23 protein-coding genes are annotated in these 25,803 nt (G+C 71.9%); 10 read left to right on the forward strand and 13 right to left on the reverse strand.

Annotation, left to right across the window (positions count from 1 at the left end):
- Nucleotides 1-3 precede the first annotated feature (3 nt).
- Genes hisB through hisD form a run of 3 tightly spaced genes read right to left on the reverse strand, consistent with a single transcriptional unit; the run spans nt 4 to nt 3,028 of the window.
- Nucleotides 4-597 (reverse strand): imidazoleglycerol-phosphate dehydratase HisB, encoded by a 594-nt coding sequence (hisB, locus tag N8I86_RS11505; protein ID WP_030783530.1) that lies wholly within the window; start codon nt 595-597, stop codon nt 4-6.
- Nucleotides 594-1,706, reverse strand: a complete 1,113-nt coding sequence (locus N8I86_RS11510) for a histidinol-phosphate transaminase (RefSeq protein ID WP_073892846.1) — start codon at nt 1,704-1,706, stop codon at nt 594-596. Before N8I86_RS11510 ends, hisB begins: the two co-directional genes overlap by 4 nt.
- Nucleotides 1,703-3,028 (reverse strand): histidinol dehydrogenase, encoded by a 1,326-nt coding sequence (gene hisD, locus N8I86_RS11515; protein ID WP_123438191.1) that lies wholly within the window; start codon nt 3,026-3,028, stop codon nt 1,703-1,705. The genes N8I86_RS11510 and hisD overlap by 4 nt, the downstream gene beginning before the upstream one ends.
- Nucleotides 3,029-3,240: 212 nt before the next feature.
- Here hisD and N8I86_RS11520 point away from each other — a divergent pair, with 212 nt between their 5' ends.
- From N8I86_RS11520 to ybaK, 4 genes are all read left to right on the forward strand, one after another.
- Nucleotides 3,241-4,806 carry an oxidoreductase gene (locus N8I86_RS11520; protein ID WP_263277719.1) on the forward strand — a complete coding sequence of 522 codons (1,566 nt, stop codon included), beginning with the start codon at nt 3,241-3,243 and terminating at the stop codon, nt 4,804-4,806.
- A 147-nt stretch (nt 4,807-4,953) separates the two neighbouring features.
- Nucleotides 4,954-6,003 (forward strand): hypothetical protein, encoded by a 1,050-nt coding sequence (locus N8I86_RS11525; protein ID WP_185091415.1) that lies wholly within the window; start codon nt 4,954-4,956, stop codon nt 6,001-6,003.
- A gap of 11 nt (nt 6,004-6,014) precedes the next feature.
- Nucleotides 6,015-6,755 carry an LON peptidase substrate-binding domain-containing protein gene (locus tag N8I86_RS11530; protein WP_073892855.1) on the forward strand — a complete coding sequence of 247 codons (741 nt, stop codon included), beginning with the start codon at nt 6,015-6,017 and terminating at the stop codon, nt 6,753-6,755.
- Nucleotides 6,756-6,762: 7 nt separating this feature from the next.
- Complete coding sequence (ybaK, locus tag N8I86_RS11535; protein WP_263277720.1) at nt 6,763-7,266, forward strand: Cys-tRNA(Pro) deacylase; 504 nt, start codon at nt 6,763-6,765, stop codon at nt 7,264-7,266.
- 30 nt (nt 7,267-7,296) lie between these two features.
- Here ybaK and N8I86_RS11540 read toward each other — a convergent pair whose 3' ends face one another.
- The 4 genes from N8I86_RS11540 to N8I86_RS11555 all read right to left on the reverse strand — a co-directional run bounded on the left by N8I86_RS11540 (nt 7,297) and on the right by N8I86_RS11555 (nt 11,140).
- The gene (locus tag N8I86_RS11540; RefSeq protein WP_123438190.1) at nt 7,297-7,923 is read right to left on the reverse strand and encodes an AAA family ATPase; all 627 of its coding nucleotides are present in this window, start codon (nt 7,921-7,923) and stop codon (nt 7,297-7,299) included.
- A gap of 34 nt (nt 7,924-7,957) precedes the next feature.
- Nucleotides 7,958-8,779: an ABC transporter permease gene (locus N8I86_RS11545; RefSeq protein ID WP_073894089.1), complete on the reverse strand. Its 822-nt coding sequence runs from the start codon at nt 8,777-8,779 to the stop codon at nt 7,958-7,960.
- A 64-nt stretch (nt 8,780-8,843) separates the two neighbouring features.
- Nucleotides 8,844-9,857: an ABC transporter ATP-binding protein gene (locus N8I86_RS11550; RefSeq protein WP_263277721.1), complete on the reverse strand. Its 1,014-nt coding sequence runs from the start codon at nt 9,855-9,857 to the stop codon at nt 8,844-8,846.
- A 59-nt stretch (nt 9,858-9,916) separates the two neighbouring features.
- Nucleotides 9,917-11,140 (reverse strand): NYN domain-containing protein, encoded by a 1,224-nt coding sequence (locus N8I86_RS11555; protein WP_073892865.1) that lies wholly within the window; start codon nt 11,138-11,140, stop codon nt 9,917-9,919.
- Nucleotides 11,141-11,365: 225 nt separating this feature from the next.
- On the opposite strand from N8I86_RS11555, the gene N8I86_RS11560 reads away from it, so the two are divergent.
- On the forward strand, nt 11,366-11,530 hold the full coding sequence (locus N8I86_RS11560; RefSeq protein WP_176985764.1) for a hypothetical protein: 165 nt from the start codon (nt 11,366-11,368) through the stop codon (nt 11,528-11,530).
- A 96-nt stretch (nt 11,531-11,626) separates the two neighbouring features.
- Here the strand turns inward: N8I86_RS11560 and dnaE are convergent, their stop codons facing one another.
- Nucleotides 11,627-15,166 carry a DNA polymerase III subunit alpha gene (dnaE, locus tag N8I86_RS11565; protein ID WP_073892867.1) on the reverse strand — a complete coding sequence of 1,180 codons (3,540 nt, stop codon included), beginning with the start codon at nt 15,164-15,166 and terminating at the stop codon, nt 11,627-11,629.
- A 248-nt stretch (nt 15,167-15,414) separates the two neighbouring features.
- On the opposite strand from dnaE, the gene N8I86_RS11570 reads away from it, so the two are divergent.
- The 4 genes from N8I86_RS11570 (at nt 15,415) to N8I86_RS11585 (ending at nt 20,206) form a co-directional block, all read left to right on the forward strand.
- On the forward strand, nt 15,415-16,740 hold the full coding sequence (locus tag N8I86_RS11570; RefSeq protein WP_073892869.1) for a DUF2252 domain-containing protein: 1,326 nt from the start codon (nt 15,415-15,417) through the stop codon (nt 16,738-16,740).
- Nucleotides 16,741-16,807: 67 nt separating this feature from the next.
- Nucleotides 16,808-17,494: a hypothetical protein gene (locus N8I86_RS11575; RefSeq protein WP_263277722.1), complete on the forward strand. Its 687-nt coding sequence runs from the start codon at nt 16,808-16,810 to the stop codon at nt 17,492-17,494.
- Nucleotides 17,495-17,627: 133 nt separating this feature from the next.
- A complete protein-coding gene (locus tag N8I86_RS11580; RefSeq protein ID WP_073894090.1) occupies nt 17,628-18,443 on the forward strand; it encodes a thioredoxin domain-containing protein in 816 nt (271 codons plus the stop codon).
- A gap of 92 nt (nt 18,444-18,535) precedes the next feature.
- The gene (locus N8I86_RS11585; RefSeq protein WP_073892873.1) at nt 18,536-20,206 is read left to right on the forward strand and encodes an alkaline phosphatase D family protein; all 1,671 of its coding nucleotides are present in this window, start codon (nt 18,536-18,538) and stop codon (nt 20,204-20,206) included.
- Here the strand turns inward: N8I86_RS11585 and N8I86_RS11590 are convergent.
- Nucleotides 20,191-20,772, reverse strand: coding sequence for a dienelactone hydrolase family protein (locus N8I86_RS11590; RefSeq protein ID WP_073892875.1), 582 nt, complete (start codon nt 20,770-20,772; stop codon nt 20,191-20,193). The genes N8I86_RS11585 and N8I86_RS11590 overlap by 16 nt on opposite strands.
- A gap of 107 nt (nt 20,773-20,879) precedes the next feature.
- On the opposite strand from N8I86_RS11590, the gene N8I86_RS11595 reads away from it, so the two are divergent.
- On the forward strand, nt 20,880-21,986 hold the full coding sequence (locus N8I86_RS11595) for a mechanosensitive ion channel family protein (protein ID WP_073892877.1): 1,107 nt from the start codon (nt 20,880-20,882) through the stop codon (nt 21,984-21,986).
- Nucleotides 21,987-22,015: 29 nt separating this feature from the next.
- On the opposite strand, the gene N8I86_RS11600 is transcribed toward N8I86_RS11595, so the two are convergent.
- The 4 genes from N8I86_RS11600 to lspA all read right to left on the reverse strand — a co-directional run bounded on the left by N8I86_RS11600 (nt 22,016) and on the right by lspA (nt 25,786).
- On the reverse strand, nt 22,016-23,602 hold the full coding sequence (locus N8I86_RS11600; protein ID WP_073892879.1) for a Na+/H+ antiporter: 1,587 nt from the start codon (nt 23,600-23,602) through the stop codon (nt 22,016-22,018).
- A 73-nt stretch (nt 23,603-23,675) separates the two neighbouring features.
- Entirely contained in the window at nt 23,676-24,143 is a 468-nt protein-coding gene (locus tag N8I86_RS11605; RefSeq protein WP_123438185.1) for a GNAT family N-acetyltransferase, read from the reverse strand.
- Complete coding sequence (locus tag N8I86_RS11610) at nt 24,140-25,084, reverse strand: RluA family pseudouridine synthase (protein WP_263277723.1); 945 nt, start codon at nt 25,082-25,084, stop codon at nt 24,140-24,142. The genes N8I86_RS11605 and N8I86_RS11610 overlap by 4 nt, the downstream gene beginning before the upstream one ends.
- Nucleotides 25,085-25,177: 93 nt before the next feature.
- Nucleotides 25,178-25,786: a signal peptidase II gene (gene lspA / locus N8I86_RS11615; RefSeq protein WP_263277724.1), complete on the reverse strand. Its 609-nt coding sequence runs from the start codon at nt 25,784-25,786 to the stop codon at nt 25,178-25,180.
- Nucleotides 25,787-25,803: the final 17 nt, after the last annotated feature.

Here is a 25,803-nt window from a genome sequence, read left to right on the forward strand (position 1 = left end):
GGGTTAGAGAGCGCCCTTCGTGGAGGGGAGGATGCCGGCCGCGCGGGGGTCGCGCTCGGAGGCGTAACGGAGCGCCCGGGCCAGCGCCTTGAACTGGCACTCCACGATGTGGTGCGCGTTGCGCCCGTACGGCACGTGCACGTGCAGCGCGATCTGCGCCTGGGCGACGAAGGACTCCAGGATGTGCCGGGTCATCGTCGTGTCGTACTCGCCGATCATCGGCGCCATGTTCTCGGGCTCGGTGTGCACGAGGTAGGGGCGGCCGGAGAGGTCGACGGTGACCTGGGCGAGGGACTCGTCCAGCGGGACCGTGCAGTTGCCGAAGCGGTAGATGCCCACCTTGTCGCCGAGCGCCTGCTTGAAGGCGGCACCGAGCGCGAGGGCGGTGTCCTCGATGGTGTGGTGGGAGTCGATGTGCAGGTCGCCGTCGGTCTTCACGGTCAGGTCGAACAGACCGTGCCGGCCGAGCTGGTCGAGCATGTGGTCGTAGAAGCCGACGCCGGTGGCGATGTCGGTCCTCCCGGTGCCGTCGAGGTCTATCTCGACCAGGACCGAGGTCTCCTTGGTGGTGCGCTCCACGCGTCCTACGCGGCTCATGCCTCAAGCTCCTTCTTCACTTCACGTACCGCGTCCAGGAACGCGTCGTTCTCCTCCGGGGTGCCGGCGGACACCCGCAGCCATCCCGGTACGCCGTTGTCCCGGACGAGGACGCCACGGTCGAGGATCCTCCGCCAGGCGTCCTGGGCGTCGCGGAACCGTCCGAACTGCACGAAGTTGGCGTCGGACTCGGTGACGTCGTAGCCGATCGCGCGCAGCTCGGCGACGAGCCGGTCGCGCTCCGACTTCAGCTGCTCGACGTAGCCGAGCAGCGTGTCCGTGTACTCCAGCGCGGCCAGCGCGGTCGCCTGGGTGATCGCCGACAGGTGGTACGGCAGCCGTACGAGCTGGACCGCGTCCACGACGGCGGGGTCGGCGGCGAGGTAGCCGAGGCGGAGCCCCGCGGCGCCGAACGCCTTCGACATGGTGCGGGAGACGACCAGGTGCGGGCGGCCCGCGAGCAGCGGCAGCAGCGAGTCGCCGTGGCTGAACTCGACGTACGCCTCGTCCACGATCACCATCGACGGCTTGGCGGCCTGCGCCGCCTCGTACAGCGCGAGGACCGTCTCGGGCGGGACCGCGTTGCCGGTGGGGTTGTTGGGGGTGGTGATGAAGACGACGTCGGGCCGGTGCTCGGCGATCGCCCGCCGTGCGGCGGCGAGGTCGATCGTGAAGTCCTCGCCCCGCGGACCCGGGATCCAGCCGGTCCCCGTCCCGCGCGCGATGAGGGCGTGCATCGAGTACGACGGCTCGAAGCCGATCGCCGTGCGGCCGGGGCCGCCGAAGGTCTGCAGCAGTTGCTGGATGACCTCGTTGGAGCCGTTGGCGGCCCACACGTTGGCCATGCCGAGCGGGTACTTGCCGGTCTTCGTCAGGTAGGCGGCCAGCTCGGTGCGCAGCCGGACCGCGTCCCGGTCGGGGTAGCGGTTCAGGCCCCGGGCGGCCTCCCGCACCCGCTCCGCGATCCGCTCGACCAGCGGTTCGGGCAGCGGGTAGGGGTTCTCGTTGGTGTTCAGCCGTACGGGGACGTCCAACTGGGGCGCCCCGTAGGGGGACTTGCCTCGCAGCTCGTCCCGTACGGGAAGATCGTCGATCCGCACGTCGCTCACTTGCTCCCGGGTACCTTCCAGCCGAACCTGGCCTTGATCGCCGCGCCGTGCGCCGGCAGGTCCTCCGCCTCCGCCAGCGTGACCACGTGGTGCGCGACCTCGGCCAGCGCGTCCTTCGAGTAGTCGACGACGTGGATGCCGCGCAGGAAGGACTGGACGGACAGGCCCGAGGAGTGGCAGGCGCAGCCGCCGGTGGGCAGGACGTGGTTGGACCCGGCCGCGTAGTCGCCGAGCGAGACCGGGGCCCAGGGGCCGACGAAGATCGCGCCGGCGTTCCGGACCCGGTCGGCGATCCGGGCGGCGTCGGCGGTCTGGATCTCCAGGTGCTCGGCGCCGTACGCGTCGACCACCCGCAGGCCCTCCTCGATGCCGTCGACGAGGACGATCGCGGACTGCCTGCCCTTCAGCGCGGGCACGATCCGGTCGTCGACGTGCCGGGTGGCCGCGACCTGGGGCGCCAGCTCCTTCTCCACCGCGTCCGCCAGCTCCTGGGAGTCGGTGACGAGGACGGCGGCGGCCAGCGGGTCGTGCTCGGCCTGGCTGATCAGGTCGGAGGCCACGTGCACCGGGTCGGCCGTGTCGTCGGCGAGGATCGCGATCTCGGTCGGGCCGGCCTCGGCGTCGATGCCGATCCTGCCGGTGAAGTAGCGCTTGGCGGCGGCGACCCAGATGTTGCCGGGGCCGGTGACCATGTTCGCGGGCGGGCAGGACTCGGTGCCGTGGGCGAACATCGCGACGGCGGTGGCGCCGCCCGCCGCGTAGACCTCGTCCACGCCGAGCAGGGCGCAGGCGGCGAGGATCGTCGGGTGCGGCAGGCCGCCGAACGCGGCCTGGGCCGGGGAGGCGAGCGCGATGGACTCGACCCCGGCCTCCTGCGCGGGCACGACGTTCATGACCACGGAGGAGGGGTAGACCGAGCGTCCGCCGGGCGCGTACAGACCGACGCGGTCGACCGGCACCCACTTCTCGGTCACGGTGCCGCCGGGCACCACCTGGGTGGTGTGGGTCGTACGGCGCTGCGCGCGGTGGACCATGCGGGCGCGGCGGATGGACTCCTCCAGCGCGGCGCGCACCGCCGGGTCCAGGCCGTCCAGCGCCTCGGTGAGGGCCGAGGCCGGGACACGGACGGATTCCAGCCGTACTCCGTCGAACTTCTCGGCGAAGTCGATCAGCGCCGCGTCGCCACGATGATGCACGGCCTCGCAGATCGGACGCACCTTCTCCAGGGCGGCCGCAACGTCGAAGTCGGCTCGGGGCAGCAGGTCGCGCAGGGCGGGGCCCTCGGGAAGGGCGTCGCCGCGCAGATCGATTCGGGAAATCACAGTCCCAATTCTCTCAGACCGGCGTCCGGAGCCGTTCGCGCGTATCAATGGCTGATACAGAGCGTGGGCCAATCACCGGTACATAGGGTGGCCAAAACCCGGAAGATCACGTTCACCAGGAGTGTTCCGGGCGTCACGCACCGGGCATGAACGCCTGTACGACACAGGTGACCCAGCAGTGGCCCGAACGGGCGAGGAGAGAAGGAACAGCGGTGACCGAGGGGACCGGCAGCGACGCCGGGGACCTGACCGCGGCCGAGGCGGGCATGTGGCAGGCCTTCCGCAACGGCAGCGTGTACGACCTGAGCAGCGGGGACGCCGCCGTGGACGATCCGCACGGCGGGCACCCCTGGGGGCCCGGCCGGACCGTGCGGGCGCGCATCGTCGCCTGGCTGCTGCTGGACGGACCGCCGGCGCTCGCCGGCCGGGTGTCCGCCCTGAAACTCGTCGGCGTGCGGATCACGGGCACGCTGGAGCTTGCGGGCGGCACGGTCACGCCGTACGTGGAGCTGCGCGGCTGCCGTTTCGACGACGAGGTCAGGCTGCCGGAGGCCCGGTTCACGACCGTGCGCCTGGTGGACTGCTCGGTGCCGCGGCTGGAGGCGGCCCGGGTGCACACCGAGGGTGATCTGCACCTGCCGCGCTGCCGCTTCCAGAACGGGATCCGGCTGACCGACGCGCACATCGGCACGGATCTGCTGCTCAACCAGGCGGTCGTGTACCGGGACCGCGGCGGGCGGTCGATGGCGGCGGACGGCATGACCGTCGGCCAGGACCTCCAGGCGGAGATGCTGGAGTCGCACGGCGAGCTGAGCCTGCGGGGCGCCAAGGTCGGCGTCTCGCTCAGTCTGCGCGGCGCGCGGCTGGCCAACCCGTACGCCCGCCTCGCCCTGAACGCGCCCCAGCTGACGGTCGAGCGCACTCTGTACCTGACCCCGGCCGGGGTGGGCAGTCCGCTGCTGAGCGGGACGACACCGGCGCGCGGGACGCGGATCCAGCGGTTCGAGTGCCGGGGCGGCGTCCGGCTGGACGACGGGCGGTTCGGTGACGCCGTCGACCTGGAGCGGGCGCGGTTCACCTTCACCGACGACCAGGAGCTGTCGCTGCGCCGGGTGCAGACGCCCGAGCTGCGCTTCCTCGGGGACAAGCCGCAGCGCGGGAAGGTGGTGCTGTCGGGGGCGCGGGTCGTGAACCTGGTGGACCGGGCGAACAGCTGGCCGGACGCCGGGAACCTGCACATGGGCGGGTTCGCCTACGAGAGCCTGGTCCCGCAGGGGCCCTTCCCGCTGACCCGGCGCCTGGACTGGGTGGCGGCGGCCACCGCCGAGTACGCCCCGGAGCCGTACGAGCGGCTGGCCTCGGTGCTGCGGGCGGCCGGGGAGGACGAGGACGCGCGCGAGGTGCTGCTCGCCAAGCAGCGCCGGCGCCGGGAGACGCTCCCGCTCGCCGGGAAGTTCTGGGGAGTCGTCCAGGACTGGACGGTCGCCTACGGCTACCGTCCGGGCCGGGCGGCGGTGTGGATGGCGGTCCTGTGGGCGGCGGGCACGCTGGCGTTCGCGCACGCCGACCATCCGCCGGTGAACCACGACGGGCATCCGTCCTGGAGCCCGGCGCTGTTCACGCTGGACCTGCTGCTGCCGGTGATCGACCTGGGCCAGGCGGGCCAGTGGCAGCTGCGCGGCGCCTGGCAGTGGCTGGCGGCGGCGATGATCCTGCTCGGCTGGATCCTGGCGACGACGGTGGCGGCGGGGGCCACCCGGCTGCTGCGCCGGGGCTGACCCGGCCTGCGCCGGATCTTCACCGTTCGCGTACAGGTTCACCACATTGGTTGAACCATCACCTTTTACTGCTCCTTGACCATGGGACGTACAACCTTACGTAAGTTCCGTGGACCCTCTGGCGCGCCCTCGACCTGCGGACTTTCAATGGTCGACACCATGGCTCTGCTGCCCTCGTTCATCCGCCCCACCCGGATGACCAAACGCCCCGCGCGCCCGGCCGGACCCCCGGCCGCGGACGAGGCCGTGCTCGACGCGCCCGACGACCGCCTCTCGCCCGCGCTGGTCGCGGCCGCCCGCGGCGACCACACCGGCGCGGCCGCGCTGCTGGCCGCGACCCGCGCCGCGGCCGAGTGGGAGAACCGCGACCGGTACGTCAGACGCCTCGCCGCGTTCGCCCGCTCGCGCCCCGAGTGGTTCGAGAACTGGCGCACGGCCGCCCCCGGCGACCCCGACGCCCTGCTGCTGGACGCCCAACTGACGGTGGACCGCGCCTGGCCCTCACCGGCCCGCGCCGAACTGCTGCGCGAGGCGAGCCCGCTCATCACGGCGGCCGCCCGCGCCGACGACCGCGACCCCGTGCCGTGGCGGATCGCCCTGGACCACGCCCGCGGCTCCCGGGCCGGGCACCGGTACTTCGAGGAACTGTGGGAGGCGGCGGTCCGGCGCGCCCCGCACCACTACGGCTGCCACGTGGCCGCCCTGCGCTACCTGGCCGCGCTCTGGCACGGCTCCCACCACGCGTGCTTCGACTTCGCCGACCTGGCCGCGCAGGACGCCCCCGCCGACTCGCTCGTCCAGGCGCTGCCGGCCCGGGCGGCCTTCGGCTACCTGACCGACGGCTGCGGCCCCGAGATGGGGCGGGCGCGGCTCGACGCCGCGGCGGACCGGGCGGTCGCCCTCTCCGTCCGTCTCCCGGCGGCCGACCCGTGGCCCGCCGAGGTCCGCAACAAGCTCCTGTACGTCCTCCTGCGGCTGGACCGGCGGGACGACGCGGCCACCCAGGCCCGCCTGATCGGCCCGTACGCCACGTCCTTCCCCTGGGACCGGTTCTCCGACGACCCGCTCGGCCACTTCCTGCGCCTGCGCGATCACCTGCTGACGGGCGGCCCCGAGCCCGTCCCGGCGGGGCTGGTCCCGGGGCCCGCGGACCCGCTCGGTGACCACCGGGGACACGTCCGCGCCGGTGACCACTAGGCTGGGGCGCCGTGACCACCGTCCGTCTCCCGCTCTTTCCGCTGAACTCGGTGCTGTTCCCGGGGCTCGTGCTGCCGCTGAACATCTTCGAGGAGCGTTATCGCGCCATGATGCGCGAACTGATGAAGACCCCCGAGGACGAGCCGCGCCGCTTCGCCGTCGCCGCCATCCGCGACGGGCACGAGGTGGCGCCCAGCGCCCCGGGCATGCCGGATCCCACGGCACAGCCCGACCGGGGCCCGGCGGCCGGCTTCGGTCCCGACCCCCTCAAGGCCGTCCACGCCGTGGGCTGTGTGGCGGACGCGGCGACCATCCGCGAGCGGGCCGACGGCACGTTCGAGGTGCTCGCGACCGGCACGAGCCGGGTGAGGCTGCTCTCCGTCGACGCCTCGGGTCCGTACCTGACGGCCGAGGTGGAGGAGCTCACCGAGGAACCCGGCGAGGAGGCCGGCGCGCTGGCCGAGGGGGTTCTGCGCTCCTTCCGCCAGTACCAGAAGCGCCTCGCGGGCGCCCGCGAACGCTCGCTGTCCACCGGCGCCGAACTGCCGGACGACCCGGGCGTGGTGTCGTACCTGGTGGCGGCGGCGATGGTGCACGACACCCCGACCAAGCAGCGGCTGCTCCAGGCCCCCGACACCGCGTCCCGGCTGCGGGACGAGCTCACCCTGCTGCGTGCCGAGACGGCCATCATCCGCAACCTGCCGTCGCTGCCGGCCTTCGAGCTGACGCGGACGCCGACGAGCCTGAACTGAGGAAGCGATGGCCAAGAAGCCGAAGAAGCAGCAGCAGTCCGGGGGGACGCCCGCGACGGTGGCCCTGACGGCGGCGGGCGTGGACTTCACGGTCCACGCCTACGACCACGACCCCTCCCACCCCTCCTACGGCGAGGAGGCGGCCGAGGCGATGGGAGTCTCCCCCGACCGGGTCTTCAAGACGCTGGTCGCCGACGTGGACGGCGCCCTGGTCGTCGGCGTGGTCCCGGTGGCCGGCTCCCTGGACCTGAAGGCCCTGGCGGCCGCGGTGGGCGGCAAGCGGGCCGCCATGGCCGACCCCGCGCTAGCCGAACGCACCACGGGGTACGTGCGCGGGGGCATCTCCCCCCTCGGGCAGCGCAAGAGGCTGCCCACGGTCCTCGACGACTCCGCGGAGGGGCACCCGACGATCTGTGTCTCGGCGGGCCGGCGGGGCCTCGAGGTGGAACTCGCCCCGACGGACCTGGCCGAACTCACGAACGCGGTGACGGCGCCCATCGGGCGGGGGTGACCGGGCCGGCCGGTCCGGGCGCCGCCCAGGTCACTGCTGCTCCGGGTCCCGGGGGCCGAACAGCGCCGTGAGTCCCAGGTGCACCAGTACCGCGGCGAGCGGCCAGGCCAGCAGCGCCCCCTTGGCCGACAGCTTCAGCGGCGCCGGGAACGTCACCCCCTTGCCCACCGCCCTCGCGTGGGCGAGCACGTCCGACGTCGGCCCCAGCCACACCCCGAGCCGCCAGGCCACCACCGAGCCGAGCAGTCCGCCGAGGCCCAGGGCCACCACCAGGGGGACACCGCCGCGGCGCCGCAGCAGGAAGACGACGACCGCGCTGACCAGTCCGAGGCCCAGACCGAGCAGCGTGAACGTGCCGTCCACGCCGGCCGCCTGCTCCCCCTCGCTGTCCTTGAGGTAGACGACCCAGCCGCCGCCGCTCGCGTCGCCGACCAGCGGCACGTGCGGCGCCAGCCACCACCACAGCAGCCCCAGCAGCAGCCCGCAGACCGTCATCGCCACCGTGATCACGGCGGCTTCCCGCACTTCGGTCTTCATGCCGGGGCCGTCCTGTCCGTACGTTCCCGCGCCCGGTGACCCGGCGGGCGGCGACGCCTGCCAGGCCTGGTGCGGGGAGTTGTCATGCGGCGGCGGAGGCGGCGTAAGCGGTGCGGTCACCCTGACATCGTGCCAGGTCGCGCTGTGGGCCGCGTCACCGGACGGCGGCCCTGCGGTACGCCCAGGTCGCCACGGCCAGCGAGACCACTCCGACACCGGCGCACACCCCCAGGTCAACCAGGACGACGGCCCAGTCCGGGTGGGCGCCGAAGGTCCGCGCGTACGCCTCCACGCCATAGGTCGAGGGCAGCAGGTCACGGGCCAGCCGGACGATCTCCGGCATCCGGTCGGCCGGCAGCACACCCAGCAGCAGCGCCGCCGACATGCCCAGCTGTCCGAGCAGCGTGGCCAGCTCCGGCCGGGGCGCGAGCAGCCCGCAGGCGGCGCCGAGACCGGCGAGCGCCGCCCCGGCGAGCGGGATCACGGCCACCAGGATCCACAGGTTGGCCAGCGGCAGCCCGAACAGCACGCACCCGAAGACGGCGGTCACCAGGGTCCCCGGCACGGTGAAGGAGGCGTACGCCGCCGCCGCGCCCAGCACCACCGCGGCCGGCGGCACCGGCAGGGTGGCGTAGTGGTCGAGCCCGCCGCTGGCCCGCAGCTGCCCGAAGTACTGCGAGAGCAGGTTGAGCGCCACGTACGCGACGACGAGCACGGACGAGCCCGCCACCACGGACTGGGCCTCGCTGCCGCTGTCGACGACACCCCGCATCATCACCGTGATGCCGACGGACTGGAAGGTGGCCACGAACAGCAGCGGGATGCGGGCCACCCGGGCCCGGGACAGCTGCGCCCGGTAGACGGCCACCAGCGACGGCCACAGCCGGGCGGCCGGACCGAGCTCGGCAGCGCCGCGCGCCGTCTTCGGGACGGCCCGGGCACCGCCCGGCAGAACCTCGGCGGGTACGACACTCACGACGAGCTGCTCCTCTTCCGTACGGCGGTCGCGCACATCGGTACGCATTCCGCGGCCCGCGCGCTCACGCCTTCACCAGACCCTGCCGGGCGGCGCCGCCCAGCGCCAGGTAGACGTCCTCCAGGCTGGGTGTGGCGAGCGTGAAGTCGTCCAGCGCGGCGAAGGCCGCACCGCCGGTCACCGTCGCGACCACGGCGCGCGCCTCCTCGGGCGCGAGCCGGAGCGTCCAGCGCCGGCCGGACTCCACGGCCCGCTCGCGCAGGGCGGCGACCTCGGGCACCTCCAGCGGCGCCTGCTCGCGCCACACGAGCTCGACCCGCACCTCGTCGGCGACCCGCTCCTTGAGCCCCGCCGGGGTGTCGCAGGCGATGACCCGTCCCCCGTCGAGCACGGCGACCCGGTCGAGCACGGTCTCGGCCTCGATGACGTTGTGGGTCACCAGGACGACGGTCGTACCGCGTTCCGCGCGCCGCCGGTCCACGGCCGCCCAGACCGCGCGCCGGGCCACCGGATCCATCCCGGTGGTCGGCTCGTCGAGCACGAGCAGCGGCCGCTCCCCGACGAGGACGGTGGCGAAGCAGGCGAGGCGCCGCTGCCCGCCGGAGAGCTTCTTCAGCGGCCGTCCCGCGAGCGGGGTGAGCCCCAGCTCCTCCAGGACGGCGTCCCGTTCGGCCCGCGCCCGCCGTACCTCCAGGCCGCGCAGGCGTCCGGTGGTCTCGGCGGCCAGGGAGACGGTCAGTTCGTCCAGGGCGGTGGACTCCTGGCCCAGGTAGGCGAGGATCCGCGCGGCCCGCTCGGGGTGCCGTACGACGTCGTGGCCGAGGATCTCCACCTGGCCGGCGTCCGGCCGCAGCAGGCCGGTCAGCTGCCGTACGAGGGTGGACTTGCCGGCGCCGTTCGGCCCGAGCAGTCCGAAGACCTCGCCGCGCCGCACGTCCAGTTCGACCGCGTCGGTGGCCCGCACCTCGGGGACGCCGGGTGCTCCGCGCCGCCCCCGGACGGCCGGATAGGTCTTGCTGAGCCCGCGCACGCGTACGACCTCGTCGTCCCGGAGGTCCTGTCCCGTGCGCGTACTCACAAGGGACGAGCCTAAGGGGTCCGGGGCCCCCACTCGTCCTCGGGGCGGTCGCGGGGGGTTCAGTCGACGGCGGGCGCGTGCTGTTCCCCGGCCGCCGGGACGTCGATCTCGCGCCAGAAGCCGGCCCGGATGGCGTAGCGGTCGTGCTCGTCGATCTGGTCGTCCTTGTGGGCGAGCAGGCCGAACCGGGCCGCGTACCGCAGCAGCTCCCCGTCGATGCGGTGCGGGACCCGCGGGTACATCTGCGACAGCTTCTGCAGCTGGCCCTGGTCGCCGAGGCGGGAGATCCAGCGGCGGGCGAAGACCTGGCCGACCTCGTACGGGTCGCCGCCGACGGTCGTGATGTCCTCCTCGCGGTCGGCCCAGCGCTGCTCGGCGGTGGTGAGCTGGGCGAGCGTCGGCATGGACGCGACCTCGGGCGGCTCGGACACCGCGCCGGGCCGGTCCACCCAGCCCTTGTCGGAGGACCAGCGCAGGGTCGCGGTGGTGGGGGCCTGGGCGGGCTGGGTGCCGGGTGCGCGCAGCGCGGCGAGGTCCTTGGGGGTGGGGACGCCCTTGGGGGCGGGAACCCGCTCCTGGACGCCGTTCTCGGCGGCGGTGGCGGCCGGCGGGTGCGGGACCTGCTCGGCGGGCCGCTCGGCCGCTGCGGCGAGCGCGGACTCGGGCAGCGGGGCGGAGAGGATCGCGGCGATCTCCGGGCGCGGCACGGGCGGCGGGGCGCAGACGCCGGTCAGCTCCTTGGCGCGGACGGCCTGGGTGATCCAGGCCCGGTCCAGCACGCGCCGCTCGTCGGCCTCGGCGACCAGGTCCTCGGACTGGTTGTAGTCGCCGTCGGCGGCCTGGACGGCCCACAGGTGGACGGCGACGCCGTGCTCCTTGGCGGCCATCATGCCGGGCAGCAGATCGCCGTCGCCGGTGACCAGGACGACGTCGGAGCAGGCGCGGTTGCGGGCCAGCTCGGTCAGTTCGGCGTGCATGGCGGCGTCCACGCCCTTCTGGGCCCAGCGTCCGTCACTGCGGGTGAGGGCGCCCAGGCGGACGGTCACCCGGGGCATCACGCGCAGCCGGCGGTGCTCCGGCTGGGGGACCCGGTCGGGGGCGCCGTCGAACCAGTAGATGCGCAGCAGGGGCCGCTCGGTCTCGGACTCCGCGCGTACGCGCAAGGCCTGGATCAGTGCGGTGTGGTCGACGGTGATCCGGGACCGCGAGGGCTCGCCGGCGAGGAGGCTGGCGGCGGCACCCAGCAGATACCCGGCGTCCACCAGGACGATGCAGCGGTCCACGCGACTCACCCTCTTCCCGGGAGGCTTTGCTTCGGACTTCCTTCGAGTCTGCCCGACGGCGCGGGGGTTAACGGCCCGAACTCGATCTTCGGCGTGGCGTTTGCGGACTTCGCTCGCCCACCTGCCCTGTCACAGACAGTAATTATCCGACATGCGCCTGATGTCAGCGTATGTGAATCTGAAGCCGGCCCTGGCCCCTAGATCCCCCACAGGAGGCAGATCACCATGGCCAAGAACAAGAACCGCAAGCAGGCTGGCCCGCAGAACCGCGCTCAGCAGACCGAGCACGCACAGCGTCCTACGGCCGAGGAGCACGAGCCGGTGTCGCACATCCAGGGCAGCCCCGCGGATGTTGCCCGTAAGCAGCAGAAGCGATTCGGCCACAACTAAAGGGCAGTTGAAGCCCAGGCACGCAGAGGGGCGCACCCGTTGTGGGTGCGCCCCTTCGCGTGCCGTGGTGGCCGTGCGGCGTCCGGGACGGGCCGTTCAGCCCGCGAGGCAGGACGGGCCGAGCAGCACCTTCAAGTCGCCGAACAGGGCCGGGTCCGGCTTGACCCGGTGCCGGTCCAGGCGCAGCACGGTGGTCTTGCGCGGGCCCTGGAGCTTGATCCGGACCTCGCTGTCGCCCTTGTGGTGGCTGAGGATCTCGCCGAGGCGGCTGACCATCGGCGGAGTGACCTTCACCGCCGGGATGGTGAGGACCACGGGGGCGTTGGTGCCCGCGTTGGAGAGGTCCGGGACCATCAGCTCCATGGCCACGAGGCGGGGCACGTCCTCCCGCTTGTCGAGGCGGCCCTTGACGAACACCACGGCGTCCTCGACGAGTTGCGTGGACACCAGCTGGTAGGTGGCCGGGAAGAACATGCACTCGATGGAGCCGGCGAGGTCCTCCACGGTGGCGATCGCCCAGGCGTTGCCCTGCTTGGTCATCTTGCGCTGGAGGCCGGAGATGATGCCGCCGATGGTGACGACCGCGCCGTCGGCGTGCTCACCGCCGGTGAGCTGGGCGATGCCCGCGTCGGCCTTGTCGGACAGCACGTGCTCCAGGCCGAAGAGCGGGTGGTCGGAGACGTAGAGACCGAGCATCTCCCGCTCCTGGGCGAGCAGATAGGTCTTGTCCCACTCCTCGTCGGTGAACTGCACGTCGAGGCCGAAGCCGGGCTCGCTGCTGGTCTCCTCGCCCATGCCGCCGAAGAGGTCGAACTGTCCCTCGGCCTCCTTGCGCTTGACCGCGACCACGTTGTCGATCATCGGTTCGTACTGGGCGGTGAGCCCCTTGCGGGTGTGGCCCAGGGTGTCGAACGCCCCGGCCTTGATCAGCGACTCCGTGGTGCGCTTGTTGCACGCGACCGCCTCGACCTTGTCGAGGTAGTCGGGGAAGGAGGCGTACTTGCCCTTGGCCTTGCGGCTGTTGATGATCGACTCGACCACGTTGGTGCCGACGTTGCGTACGGCCTCCAGGCCGAAGAGGATCACGTCGTCGCCCTGGGCGGCGAAGTTGTGCACCGACTCGTTGACGTTGGGCGGGAGCACCTTGATGCCCATGCGGCGGCACTCGTTGAGGTAGATCGCCGACTTGTCCTTGTCGTCCTTGACCGAGGTCAGGAGCGCGGCCATGTACTCGGCGGGGTAGTTCGCCTTCAGATAGGCGGTCCAGTAGGACACGAGGCCGTACGCGGCCGAGTGGGCCTTGTTGAAGGCGTAGCCGGCGAACGGGACCAGGACGTCCCACAGGGCCTGGATCGCCTCGTCGCTGTACCCCTTCTTCCGGGCGCCGGCCTGGAAGAGGACGAAGTTCTTCGCCAGTTCCTCGGGCTTCTTCTTGCCCATCACACGGCGGAGGATGTCGGCCTCGCCGAGCGAGTACCCCGCGATGATCTGCGCGGCCTTCTGCACCTGCTCCTGGTAGACGATCAGGCCGTAGGTGACGGCCAGGACCTCTTCGAGGGGCTCCTCCAGCTCCTTGTGGATCGGGGTGATCTCCTGGAGCTTGTTCTTGCGCAGCGCGTAGTTGGTGTGCGAGTCCATGCCCATCGGACCCGGCCGGTAGAGCGCCGACACGGCGGAGATGTCTTCGAAGTTGTCGGGCTTCATCAGGCGCAGCAGCGAGCGCATGGGGCCGCCGTCGAACTGGAAGACGCCGAGGGTGTCGCCGCGCTGGAGCAGTTCGAAGGTCGTCGGATCGTCGAGCGGGAGGCTCAGCAGATCGATGTCGACGTCCTTGTTGGACTTCACCATCTTGACGGCGTCGTCCATGATCGTGAGGTTGCGCAGGCCGAGGAAGTCCATCTTCAGCAGGCCGAGCGACTCGCAGCTCGGGTAGTCCCACTGCGTGATGGTCACGCCGTCGGTGTGCCGCACCCAGACCGGGACGTGCTCGGTGATGGTCTCGCTGGACATGATCACGCCGGCCGCGTGCACACCCATCTGCCGGACGAGGCCCTCGACGCCCTTGGCGGTATCGATCACCTTCTTCACGTCCGGCTCGTTCTCGTACATCCCGCGGATCTCGCCCGCCTCGCCGTAGCGCGGGTGCGAGGGGTCGGTGATGCCGTTCAGGTCGATGCCCTTGCCGAGGACGTCGGCGGGCATCGCCTTGGTGAGCCGGTCGCCCATGGCGTACGGGTAGCCCAGCACGCGCGCGGAGTCCTTGATCGCGTTCTTGGCCTTGATCTTGCCGTACGTGCCGATCATGGCGACCTTGTCGGCGCCGTACTTCTCCGTCACGTACCGGATGACCTCGACGCGCCGGCGCTCGTCGAAGTCGATGTCGACGTCGGGCATGGAGACGCGCTCGGGGTTGAGGAACCGCTCGAAGATCAGGCCGTGCGGGATCGGGTCGAGGTCGGTGATGCCCATGGCGTAGGCGACGATCGAACCGGCCGCCGAGCCTCGGCCGGGGCCGACCGCGATGCCGTTGTTCTTGGCCCACATGATGAAGTCGGCGACGACGAGGAAGTAGCCCGGGAACCCCATCTGGATGATGACGTCCATCTCGTAGTCGGCCTGCTTCTGGCGGTCGTCGGGGATGCCGCCCGGGAAGCGGCGCTCCATCCCGCGGCGGACCTCCTCCTTGAACCAGGTCACCTCGGTGTACCCGTCGGGGATGTCGAACCTCGGCATGAGGTTCTTGGCCTCGAACATGCCGGTGGTGTCGACCATCTCGGCGACGAGGAGCGTGTTGGCGCAGCCCTCCTGCCAGGCGTCCGAGGAGTCGATGGCGTACATCTCGTCCGTGGACTTCAGGTAGTAGCCGGTGCCGTCGAACTTGAAGCGGTCCGGGTCGGAGAGGTTCTTGCCGGTCTGGATGCACAGCAGGGCGTCGTGCGCCCCCGCCTCGTGCGCGTACGTGTAGTGCGAGTCGTTGGTGACCAGCGGGGGGATGCCCAGCTTCCGGCCGATGTCCAGCAGGCCGTCGCGGACCCGGCGCTCGATCTCGATGCCGTGGTCCATCAGCTCCAGGAAGTACTTGTCCTTGCCGAAGATGTCCTGGTACTCGGAGGCCGCCTTCAGGGCCTCGTCGAAGTGCCCGAGGCGCAGCCGGGTCTGCACCTCGCCGGAGGGGCAGCCGGTGGAGGCGACGACGCCCTCGGACCACTGGGCGATGGTCTCCTTGTCCATCCGGGGCCACTTCTGCAGCCAGCCCTCGGCGTAGGCGTCGGAGGAGAGGCGGAAGAGGTTGTGCAGCCCGGTCCGGTTCACGGCCCACATCGTCTTGTGGGTGTAGCCGCCGGAACCGGAGATGTCGTCCCGCTTCTGGTGCGGCTGGCCCCAGAGGATCTTGCGCTTGTTGCGCCGGGACTCGGGGGCGACGTACGCCTCGATCCCGATGATCGGGGTGATTCCGGCCTTCTTCGCGGAGTGGAAGAAGTCGTACGCCCCGTGCAGGTTGCCGTGGTCGGACATGGCGATGTGCGTCATGCCCATCTCGTTGCAGGCGTCGAACATGTCCTTGAGCCGCGCGGCACCGTCCAGCAGCGAGTACTGGGTGTGGACGTGCAGGTGCGTGAACGGCGGCTTCGACACGGTTTCGGCCTCCAAGGAAAACGGGCGTCGACGGTCTTCCGACCGGCTGCGGACCGACTGCGGACAGTCTGGGGGACAGCGTCGAAGTCTATGCCCCGGTACTGACACACGCGGGCCTTCCCCGCGTACCTTCATGCGGGAACCGGGCACTCCCGCGTGGCGTCGCCCGTTGAAGACGGCGGAAGCGCCGTCCGACCCGTACCTGCACATTCACGCACCACCCGTCCCGCACCAGGAGGCACCCCGCGATGTCGGTCCCCCAGCTCAACGACGAGCAGCGCGGCGAGGAGATCCTCGCCGTCTTCGACACCGCCTTCGGCCGGCTCCTGGCCGCCGACCCGGCCGCGTTCCGGGTGAAGTTCCGCAAGATGGCGGCCTCCGCTTTCGCGTTCTACCGGGGCACGGCGTGCCTCTTCTACCACGACCTCGACGCCGAGAAGCGCGGCGGACCGTACCTGGACGACCGCACCTCGCGCGTGTGGATCCACGGCGACCTGCACGCCGAGAACTTCGGCACGTACATGGACTCCAACGGCCGCCTGGTCTTCAACGTCAACGACTTCGACGAGGCCTTCGTCGGCCCCTTCACCTGGGACCTGAAGCGCTTCTCGGCCTCGATCGCGCTCGTCGGGTACGCGAAGGCGCTCAGCGACGAGCAGATCACCGAGCTGGTGACGGTCTACGCGGCGGCCTACCGCGAGCGCGTCCACGCCCTGGCCACGGGCGCCAAGCGGGACGAGGTGCCCCCCTTCACGCTGGACACCGCGCAGGGTCCGCTGCTGGACGCGCTGCGTGACGCCCGCTCCCTCACCCGCTTCGCGCTGCTGGACTCGATGACCGAGATCCGCGACTTCGAGCGCCGCTTCGCCTCCGGCGGCGGTGCCATCGAGCTGGACGCCGCCACCCGCTACAAGGTCCTCGCGGCCTTCGACGGCTACCTGGAGACGCTGCCGGACTCCTCGCTGGCCCGCCCGGACTCGTACCGCGTGAAGGACGTCGTGGGCCGCCGGGGCATCGGCATCGGCTCGGCGGGGCTGCCGTCGTACAACATCCTGCTGGAGGGCCACAGCGACGCCCTCGAGAACGACGTGGTGATCTACATCAAGCAGGCCCAGACCCCGGCCGTCTCCCGGCACATCACGGACCCGGCGATCGCGGAGTACTTCCAGCACGAGGGCCACCGCACGGTGATCTCCCAGCGCGCCCTGCAGGCGCACGCCGACCCGTGGCTCGGCTGGACCGAGCTGGACGGCACCGGCCAGCTGGTCGCCGAGGTCTCGCCGTACGCCGTCGACCTGGACTGGGGCGACATCGACGACCCGGAGGAGATCGCGGCCGTCGTCGCCGACCTGGGCCGGGCCACCGCCACCATGCACGCGGCGGCCGACGACCAGTCCGGCGAGTCCCTGGTCCCGTTCTCCACCGAGCGGGCCATCGACGCGGCGCTCGCGGCCGACGAGGAGGGCTTCGCGCCGCTCCTGGTGGACTTCGCGCACGGGTACGGCGCACGCGCGCGGGCCGACCACCAGATCTTCCTCGACCTGTTCCGCAACGGCCGCATCCCGGGGCTGTGACGTCCCGTACGCACAGGCACCCTTTAGGGGTCCCTTACTCGCGTACGTGACACACTCTCCTCTCACCATGGACATTTCCGGGACCCAGCTCAGAGCCGTGCGCGCGGCGCTGTTCACGGCCTTCGCCGTGACGCTCAGCACCGCGTCGCACGTGCTGCTCTCCCGGGCCCCCCTGCCGGTGGCGACCGTGACCGCGGTCGCCGCCGGGGTGTTCATCACCGCGTACGCCCTGGCGGGCCGCGAGCGCGGCTTCGGCCGGATCGCGGCCCTGCTCGTCCCGCTGGAGCTGGCCGCCGACACGCTGTTCACCACCGGCCAGGACGCCTGCTACGGCCGGGCCGGCGGCCCGATCGCCGGCCCGCTGCACGCGTTCGGACTGGACGTGCTGTGCGAGGGGCGGGTGGGCACCCCGCTGGCGCAGGTGGCCGGCGGCCCGGACCGGGCGGCCGCACTGCTCACCCACGCCAGCCCGGCCGCCGCCTGGCTGCTGCTCGCCGCGCACGTCGGTGTGGGCCTGCTCGCCGCCGCCTGGCTGGGCCGGGGCGAGCGGGCGCTGACGCAGCTGCTGCGCGCGGTCGCCGCCACCACCTTCCGGCCGCTGCTGCTGGCCGTGGCCGCGGTCGCCGTACGGACGGCCCCGGAGCGCCGGCGGCCCCGACCGGCACCACGCCGCGGCACCGCCCGCGACCGGCTTCTCGTGCACTCCCTGGGACGGCGTGGACCTCCGTGCTCGCCCGTCGCCGCCCTCGCCTGAGCGAGGACCGCGTCCCTCGTGGCCGGCCCGGCGGGCCGAACGGCCCCGCCGCGGGCGACGGCCGCTGAGCACGACCAGTCCCCCCTACGTATCCGCGTACGGCACGTGCGCGTCCCCCATGGAGATCACCAAGATGAGCAAGCGGAACAGCCAGTCGGAGAAGACGGCGGCCCGGGAGCGGCTGCGCCAGGAGCGCGAGCGGCAGGCCAAGCGGGACAAGGCCAGGCGGCAGGTCGTCGTGGCCGCCTCGGTGGTGGCCGTGCTGGCCGCGGCCGGCGGCATCGGCTACGCCGTCGTCCAGATGAACAAGCCCGGTTACTGGGAGGGGCTGAAGGACGCCAAGGTCACCGCTCCGGCCAACACCTCGGGCACGGACGGCACGACGGTCGTCATAGGCAAGGACACCGCCAAGAAGACCCTGAAGGTCTACGAGGACCCGCGCTGCCCGGTCTGCGCCCAGTTCGAGCAGACCGTGGGCACGACGGTGAAGAAGGACCTCGACGACGGCAAGTTCAAGATGCAGTTCGTCGGCGCCACGTTCCTGGACCGCGGCGACGGCGAGGGCTCCAAGAACGCGCTGAGCTCCCTCGGTGCCGCGCTGAACGTCTCCCCGGAGGCCTTCCTCGAGTACAAGAGCGCGCTGTACTCCACGAAGTTCCACCCGGACGAGGCCGACGACAAGTTCAAGGACGACGACTACCTCATCAAGATCGCCGACACTGTCCCGGCGCTGAAGAACAACGCCAAGTTCGACAACGCCGTGAAGAAGGGCACCTTCGACGCCTGGGCTATGGCCATGTCGAAGACCTTCGACACCAACAAGGACGGGGTCACCGGCACTCCGGGCTTCGTCATGGACGGCAAGAAGCTCACCGCCGACAGCCAGGGCACCCCGCTGCTGACGGTGGCCGACTTCAACCGGGTGGTGGGCGCGGCCCTCAAGGGCTGACGGCTCCTCACAAACGGGCCTCGGCGTGAAGAGTGGGCGAACATTCGAAGTTCGCCCACTCTCGCGCATACCGATCAGTAACCTGATCGGTCGTGACCAGTCGATACAGATCATCCGAGGCGTCCCAGGGCCTCAACTCGCTTTCGCCCCGCCGCCGTACGGTCGTCAAGGCCGCGGCGGCGACTGCTGTCCTGGCAGGACCGCTGGCCGCCGCGCTCCCGGCCCGCGCCGCCACGGACGCCCCCGCCTTCCTGCACGGCGTCGCCTCCGGCGACCCGCTGCCCGACGGCGTCCTGCTGTGGACCCGTGTGACCCCCACCCCGGACGCGATACCCGGCTCGGGCGTCGGCCCGGACACCCAGGTCAGCTGGGTCGTCGCCAGGGACAAGGCGCTGACGACCGTCGTCGCCCAGGGCTCCACCACCGCGACGGCCGCGTCCGACCACACCGTCAAGGCCGACATCCGCGGTCTGGAGCCGGCCACCGACTACTGGTTCCGCTTCACCGCCGGCGGCACCGACTCCCCGGTGGCGCGCACCCGCACCGCGCCGGCGGCGGACGCGGCCGTCTCCTCCCTGCGCTTCGGCGTCGTCTCCTGCGCCAACTGGGAGGCGGGCTACTTCTCCGCCTACCGCCACCTCGCCGCCCGCAACGACCTGGACGCCTGGCTGCACCTCGGCGACTACATCTACGAGTACAAGTCCGGCGAGTACGCGGCCCGCGGCAAGGTCGTACGTCCGCACGCCCCGGCGAACGAGATCCTCACCCTCGCCGACTACCGGACCCGGCACGCCAAGTACAAGACCGACCCCGACCTCCAGGCGCTGCACCTGAAGGCGCCGGTCGTCGCGATCTGGGACGACCACGAGTTCGCCGACAACGCCTGGTCGGGGGGCGCGGTCAACCACACCGAGGGGGCCGAGGGCGCCTGGACGTCCCGTCAGGCCGCCGCGAAGCAGGCCTACTTCGAGTGGATGCCGGTCCGTCCCGCGATCGCCGGCACCACCTACCGCCGGCTGCGCTTCGGCAAGCTCGCCGACCTGTCCCTGCTGGACCTGCGCTCGTTCCGGTCCCAGCAGGCCGGCACGGCCAGCGGTTCGGTGGACGACCCGGACCGCACGATCACCGGGCGGGCCCAGCTCGACTGGCTGAAGGCCGGGCTGAAGGCGTCCGACACCAAGTGGCGGCTCGTCGGCAACTCCGTGATGATCTCGCCGTTCTCCTTCGGCTCGCTATCCGCGGACCTGTTCAAGCCGCTCGCCAAGCTGCTCGGGCTGCCGCAGGAGGGCATCGCCGCCAACACCGACCAGTGGGACGGCTACACCGACGACCGGCGCGAGCTGCTGGCCCACCTTCGCTCCAACGCCATCGGCAACACCGTCTTCCTGACCGGTGACATCCACATGGCGTGGGCCAACGACGTGCCGGTGGACGCGGGCACCTACCCGCTGTCGGCGTCGGCGGCCACCGAGTTCGTGATCACCTCGGTGACCTCCGACAACCTCGACGACATCGTGAAGGTCCCCGAGGGCACGGTCTCCGCGATCGCCTCGCCGGTCATCAAGGCCGCCAACCGGCACGTCCACTGGGTGGACACCGACCGGCACGGCTACGGCGTCCTGGACATCACCGCGGACCGCGCGCAGATGGACTACTACGTCCTGTCCGACCGCACCAGCCCGAACGCCACGTCCAGCTGGGTGCGCTCGTACCGCACCCGCAGCGGCACGCAGAAGATCGAGCGGACCTACGACCCGGTGTAGAGCGACTCGAGGAAGCCGAGCGCCACCCGCCAGGTGGCCTCGGCGGCCTCCGCGTCGTAGTCCGGCAGCCCGGGGTCGGTGTAGAGGTGGCCGGCCCCGGCGTAGCGGTAGACCTCGACGTCGGCCCCCACCCGCCCCATCTGCAGGTACCAGGCGCTCAGCCAGTCGTCCGTCTCGAACGGGTCCGGCTCGGCCACGTGCAGCTGCACCGGCAGCTCGTCCGCCTCCGCGTTCGGCGCGATGTCCGAGGTCCCGTGCAGGAGCAGCAGCCCGCGCGCCTTGTCGTCGCCGAGGGCGAGGGTCTGGGCGACGGAGGCGCCGAGCGAGAACCCGGCGTAGACCAGGCCCCGGTCCGAGTACGGCGCCGCCGCCAGCACCGCCCGCTTGAGCAGCTCCTCCTTGCCCAGCTCCTCGTTGTACGCCATGCCCTCCTCGACGGTGTCGAACGTGCGTCCCTCGAAGAGGTCCGGCGTCCACACCTCGTGGCCGGCCGCGCGCAGCCGGTCCGCGGCCTCGCGCACGGCGGGCCGCAGGCCGTAGGTCGAGTGAAAGAGCATGATGTTCATGAGGCCATGGTGCCAGCAGGGACCGGCCCGGCCACGGCGCGGCCCTACCCACGCCGTGCGGGAACTCACATGTTCATGAACCCGCGAGTCCGGTTAGGCGCGGAGGCATGGAGAACGTACTCCGCCCCTTGATCGTGCTCGGCGGCTCGGTGCTGCTCACGGTGGCCCTCGGCTGGGTCACCGACCTGCTGCTGCGCAAGGCCGACGAGCGCAACGCCGAGACCCCGCTGTGGGAGCTGCTGCGCCGCGCCCGCATCCCCTACCAGCTCGTCCTGTGCGCCGCGCTGCTCAGAGGCTCCTACGACCAGACGAAGGTGCTGGAGGCCCACCAGGTCGGCATCGGCCGGACGCTGACCCTGGTGCTGATCGGGTCCGCGTCCTGGCTGGTCATCCGGATCGCCTCGGCGATCGTGGAGACCTCCTACAGCCGCTACGCGCGCGCCCACCGGGACGTGGCCCGGGTGCGCCGGGTGCGCACGCAGGTCGAGCTGATCATGCGGGTGGTGTCGGCGGTCGTCATCGTCGTGGCCATCGCCTCGATGCTGCTGACCTTCCCGGCGATGCGCGCGGCCGGCGCCTCGCTGCTGGCCTCCGCCGGCATCCTGGGCATCGTGGCCGGTGTCGCCGCCCAGTCGACGCTGTCGAACCTGTTCGCGGGGCTCCAGATCGCCTTCGGCGACATGGTGCGCATCGGCGACACCGTCGTCGTGGACGGCGAGTGGGGCACGGTCGAGGAGATCACCCTGACCTTCCTGACGGTCCGCACCTGGGACGAGCGCCGGATCACCATGCCCGTGTCGTACTTCACGTCCAAGCCGTTCGAGAACTGGTCCCGCGGCACCCCGCAGATGACCGGCATCGTCTACTGGCACCTGGACCACAGCGCACCCGTCGAGGCGATGCGCGAGAAGCTGCGGGACATCCTGCGCCGGTGCCCGGCCTGGGACGGCCGTGCCTGCAACCTCGTGGTGACCGACACCACCCCGAACAGCATCCAGGTGCGGGCGCTGGTGACCGCGAAGGACGCCGACGACATCTGGACGGTGCGGGTCGCGGTGCGCGAGGAGATGATCACCTGGCTGTCCACGGAGCACCCGTACGCGCTGCCGAGGGTCAACACCTCCGACGCGGTCCTGCCGCCCTACCGGGTGCCGTCCCCGGACCGCTCCTCGCTCCGCAAGGCGTACGACTTCCCGCGCACGGGCCGCGGCTGACGGGCACCGCCCGCCGGGGGCGGCCGGCCTCAGCGCAGGCTGCGTACGTCGAGATGGCGCAGCACCCGGTCCACGATCTCCGGGTCCGCCCCCGGTTCGCTCCGCGCCGCCAGCACCTCGTGCCGGGCGGCGCTGAGCATCTCGTTCTGGATGCGCCGCACCCGCTTGATCCGCTTGGCCCGCTGGTGCTGCGCCTCGCGGCGCTCCTCCTCCCCCATGTCCGGGCTGATCCGGATGCCGATGTCGAAGGCCCGCCGCAGCATCTGCTCGGACAGCTCCTCGGGCAGCTCCTCGACCTGCTCGATCTCCCGCAGCCTGCGCTTGGCCGCCTTCGCGGCCCGCACCGCGAGCTCCTTCTCGAAGTCCTTCTCCCGCTCGGAGTCCGCCTGCACCCCGAGCCGCTTCACCAGCCACGGCAGGGTCAGCCCCTGGAGCACCAGGGTGGCGACGATCACCCCGAACGCGATGAAGATGATCTCGTCCCGGTCGGGGAACGGCGTCCCGGCGTCCGTCTCCAGCGGCACGGCGAGCGCCAGCGCCACGGAGGCCACCCCGCGCATCCCGGACCACCACATCACGACGGTCTCCCGCCAGCTCACCGGGATCTCCTCGTCGTAGTCGCGGCGGGCGTGCAGCCGCTTGGTGAGCCAGGTGGCGGGCAGTAGCCACAGCAGCCGTACGACGACCACCACGCCCACCACCGCGGCGGCCCAGCCGAGCATCTCGCCCCACCGGCCCGCGGCCGTGCGGATCGCGTTGTGCAGCTCCAGGCCGATGAGCCCGAAGGCCACGCCCGTGACGAGGGTGTCGATGATGTCCCAGAAGGTGTGCCCGGCGAGCCGGGTCATCACGTCGTCGGCGTCGGTGGCGTACTCCGCGAGGAACAGGGCCGTGGTGAGCACGGCGAGCACCCCGGAGCCGTGCAGCTTCTCCGCGAGGACGTAGGAGGCGTACGGCACCAGCAGGGTCATGCCGATCTGGAGGGTCGGGTCCCCCAGCAGATCCATCAGCCTGTTCGCGCCCCAGCCGAGCACCAGTCCCACGGCCAGCGCGACGACCGCGGACAGCACGAGGTCGAGACCGGCCCGCCAGGGTGAGAAGGTGCCGCTCACGGCGGCGGCGATCGCCACGTGGTACAGCACGATGGCGGTGACGTCGTTGAAGAGACCCTCGCCCTCCAGGATGGACACCAGGCGGCGCGGCAGCCCGAGCTGTCCGGCGACGCTCGTCGCGGCGACCGGGTCGGGCGGGGCGATCAGCGCGCCGAGGGCGACGGCCGCGGCGATCGGCAGCCCGGGCACGATCGCGTTGGCGACGAACGCCACGCACACCGTCGTCACGAACACCAGGGCGACGGCCAGCAGGAAGATCGGGCGGACGTTGGCCGCGAACTGCCGCCAGGAGGTGCGGCGCACCGCGGCGTAGAGCAGCGGCGGCAGCAGGCCCGGCAGGATCAGCTCGGGCGGGATGTTCACGTTGGGGACGAAGTCGGCCACCGCCAGGGCCCCGCCGAACAGCGTCATCAGCACGGGCGCCGGCAACCCCAGCCGGTCCCCCAGCGGGACGCTCACCAGGGCCCCGAGCAGCAGGACGAACAACAGAGCCAACTGATCCACGGCCGGCGCTCCGGGGGTCGACGATCACACGCAGGCCTCAAGCCTGCCATCCGCCCGGCGGGAAAGCGTGACTCTACAGAGCGCGGCGCATCGCCCGGTGCGGGATGCCCGCGTCGGGGAACTCCGGGCCGTACGCCTCGTAGCCTAGGCGCTCGTAGAAGCCCAGGGCGTGGGTCTGGGCGTGCAGGTCCACCGCGGCGAGGCCGCGCGCGCGGGCCGCGTCCTCGATGGCCCGCACCAGGGCGGCGCCGACCCCGAGCCCGCGCGCCTCCTGGGTGACGGCCAGCCGCCCGAGGGAGCCCACCGCCGGGTCGCCGCCGGTCTTCGCGGCCGCCGCCGGGCCGTGCAGCAGCCGCCCGGTGCCGAGCGGCACACCGTCCGCGCGGACCGCCAGGACGTGCACGGCCACGGCGTCGTACGTGTCGTACTCGATGTCCTCGTCGACGCCCTGCTCGACGACGAAGACCTCCTTGCGGACCGCGAAGCAGGCCTCGCGGTCGGCCGGGTCCTCGGCGACCCGCAGGGTGTACGGGCCGCTCATGCCCACGTCTCCTCGCGGACCTGCGCCAGGGCCTTCTCCAGGTCCTCGGGATAGGCGCTCTCGAACTCCGCCCACCGGCCGTCCCCGGGGTGCTCGAAGCCCAGCCGGACGGCGTGCAGCCACTGGCGGGTCAGCCCCAGCCGCTTGGCGAGGGTCGGGTCGGCGCCGTAGGTGAGGTCGCCGACGCAGGGGTGGCGGTGGGCGGACATGTGGACCCGGATCTGGTGGGTGCGGCCGGTCTCCAGCTTCACGTCGAGCAGGGAGGCGGCGCGGAAGGCCTCGATGAGGTCGTAGTGGGTCACGGAGGGCTTGCCCTCGGCGGTGACCGCCCACTTGTAGTCGTGGTTGGGGTGGCGGCCGATCGGGGCGTCGATCGTGCCGCTCGTCGGGTCCGGGTGGCCCTGGACCAGGGTGTGGTAGCGCTTGTCGACCGTGCGCTCCTTGAACTGGCGCTTGAGCGAGGTGTAGGCACGCTCCGACTTGGCGACCACCATCAGTCCGGAGGTGCCGACGTCGAGACGGTGCACGATGCCCTGGCGCTCGGCGGCGCCGGAGGTGGAGATCCGGTATCCGGCGGCCGCGAGACCGCCGATGACGGTCGGTCCGCTCCAGCCGGGGCTGGGGTGCGCGGCCACGCCGACGGGCTTGACGATCACGACCACGTCGTCGTCGTCGTGGACGATCTCCATGCCCTCGACCGGCTCGGCCACCACCTGGACCGGCGCGGGCGCCTGCGGCATCTCGACCTCGAGCCAGGCCCCGCCGTGCACCCTCTCGGACTTGCCGACCACCGCGCCGTCGACCTGGACCTTGCCGGCCGCGGCCAGCTCCGCCGCCTTCGTGCGGGAGAAGCCGAACATGCGGGAGATGGCGGCGTCGACGCGCTCGCCCTCCAGGCCGTCGGGCACGGGCAGGGTACGGACCTCGGGAACTGTGCTCACCCGTCGAGTATGCCGGACCGGCCGGACGCTCCCGCACGGGCCTGTGGACAACTCCCTCGCGGCAGCCGTCGGCGCGGTCCTCGTGGCGGCGGCTCAGTCCTTGTGGACGGTGCCGTCCGGGTCCAGGCCGCGGAAGGACAGCAGCACGATCAGGATGCCGCCGCAGACGATCGCCGAGTCGGCGAGGTTGAACACCGCGAAGCCCTTGGGCGCGATGAAGTCCACCACCTCGCCCTCGAAGATCCCCGGGGCCCGGAAGATCCGGTCGGTGAGGTTGCCGAGCGCGCCGCCGAGCAGCAGGCCGAGGGCGACCGCCCAGGGGAAGCTGTACAGCTTGCGGGCCAGGCGGATGATGACCACGATCACGGCGGCGGCGATCAGCGTGAAGATGATCGTGAAGGCGGCGCCGAAGCCGAAGGCGGCGCCCGGGTTGCGGATGGCGTGCAGCTCCAGCAGGTCCCCGACGAGCCGGATCGGCGCGCGGCCCTCCAGCTTGGACACCACGAGCAGCTTGCTGACCAGGTCGACGGCGTAGGCGAACGCGGCCACCGCGAACAGCACGGCGATACGGCGCCCGCGGCCCGTGCGCCGCTCCGCCTGGGTCTGCTGCTCGCCCACGCCGGTCGCGCCGGCCGCAGCCGTCCGCTCGCCGCTGCCTTCCGGGGTGTCCGGCGTACCGATGATGCGCTCCGCCTCTGCCACGTGAGTCCCTCAACCTA

The organism is Streptomyces albidicamelliae (genome assembly GCF_025642175.1).
Lineage (GTDB): Bacteria > Actinomycetota > Actinomycetes > Streptomycetales > Streptomycetaceae > Streptomyces > Streptomyces albidocamelliae.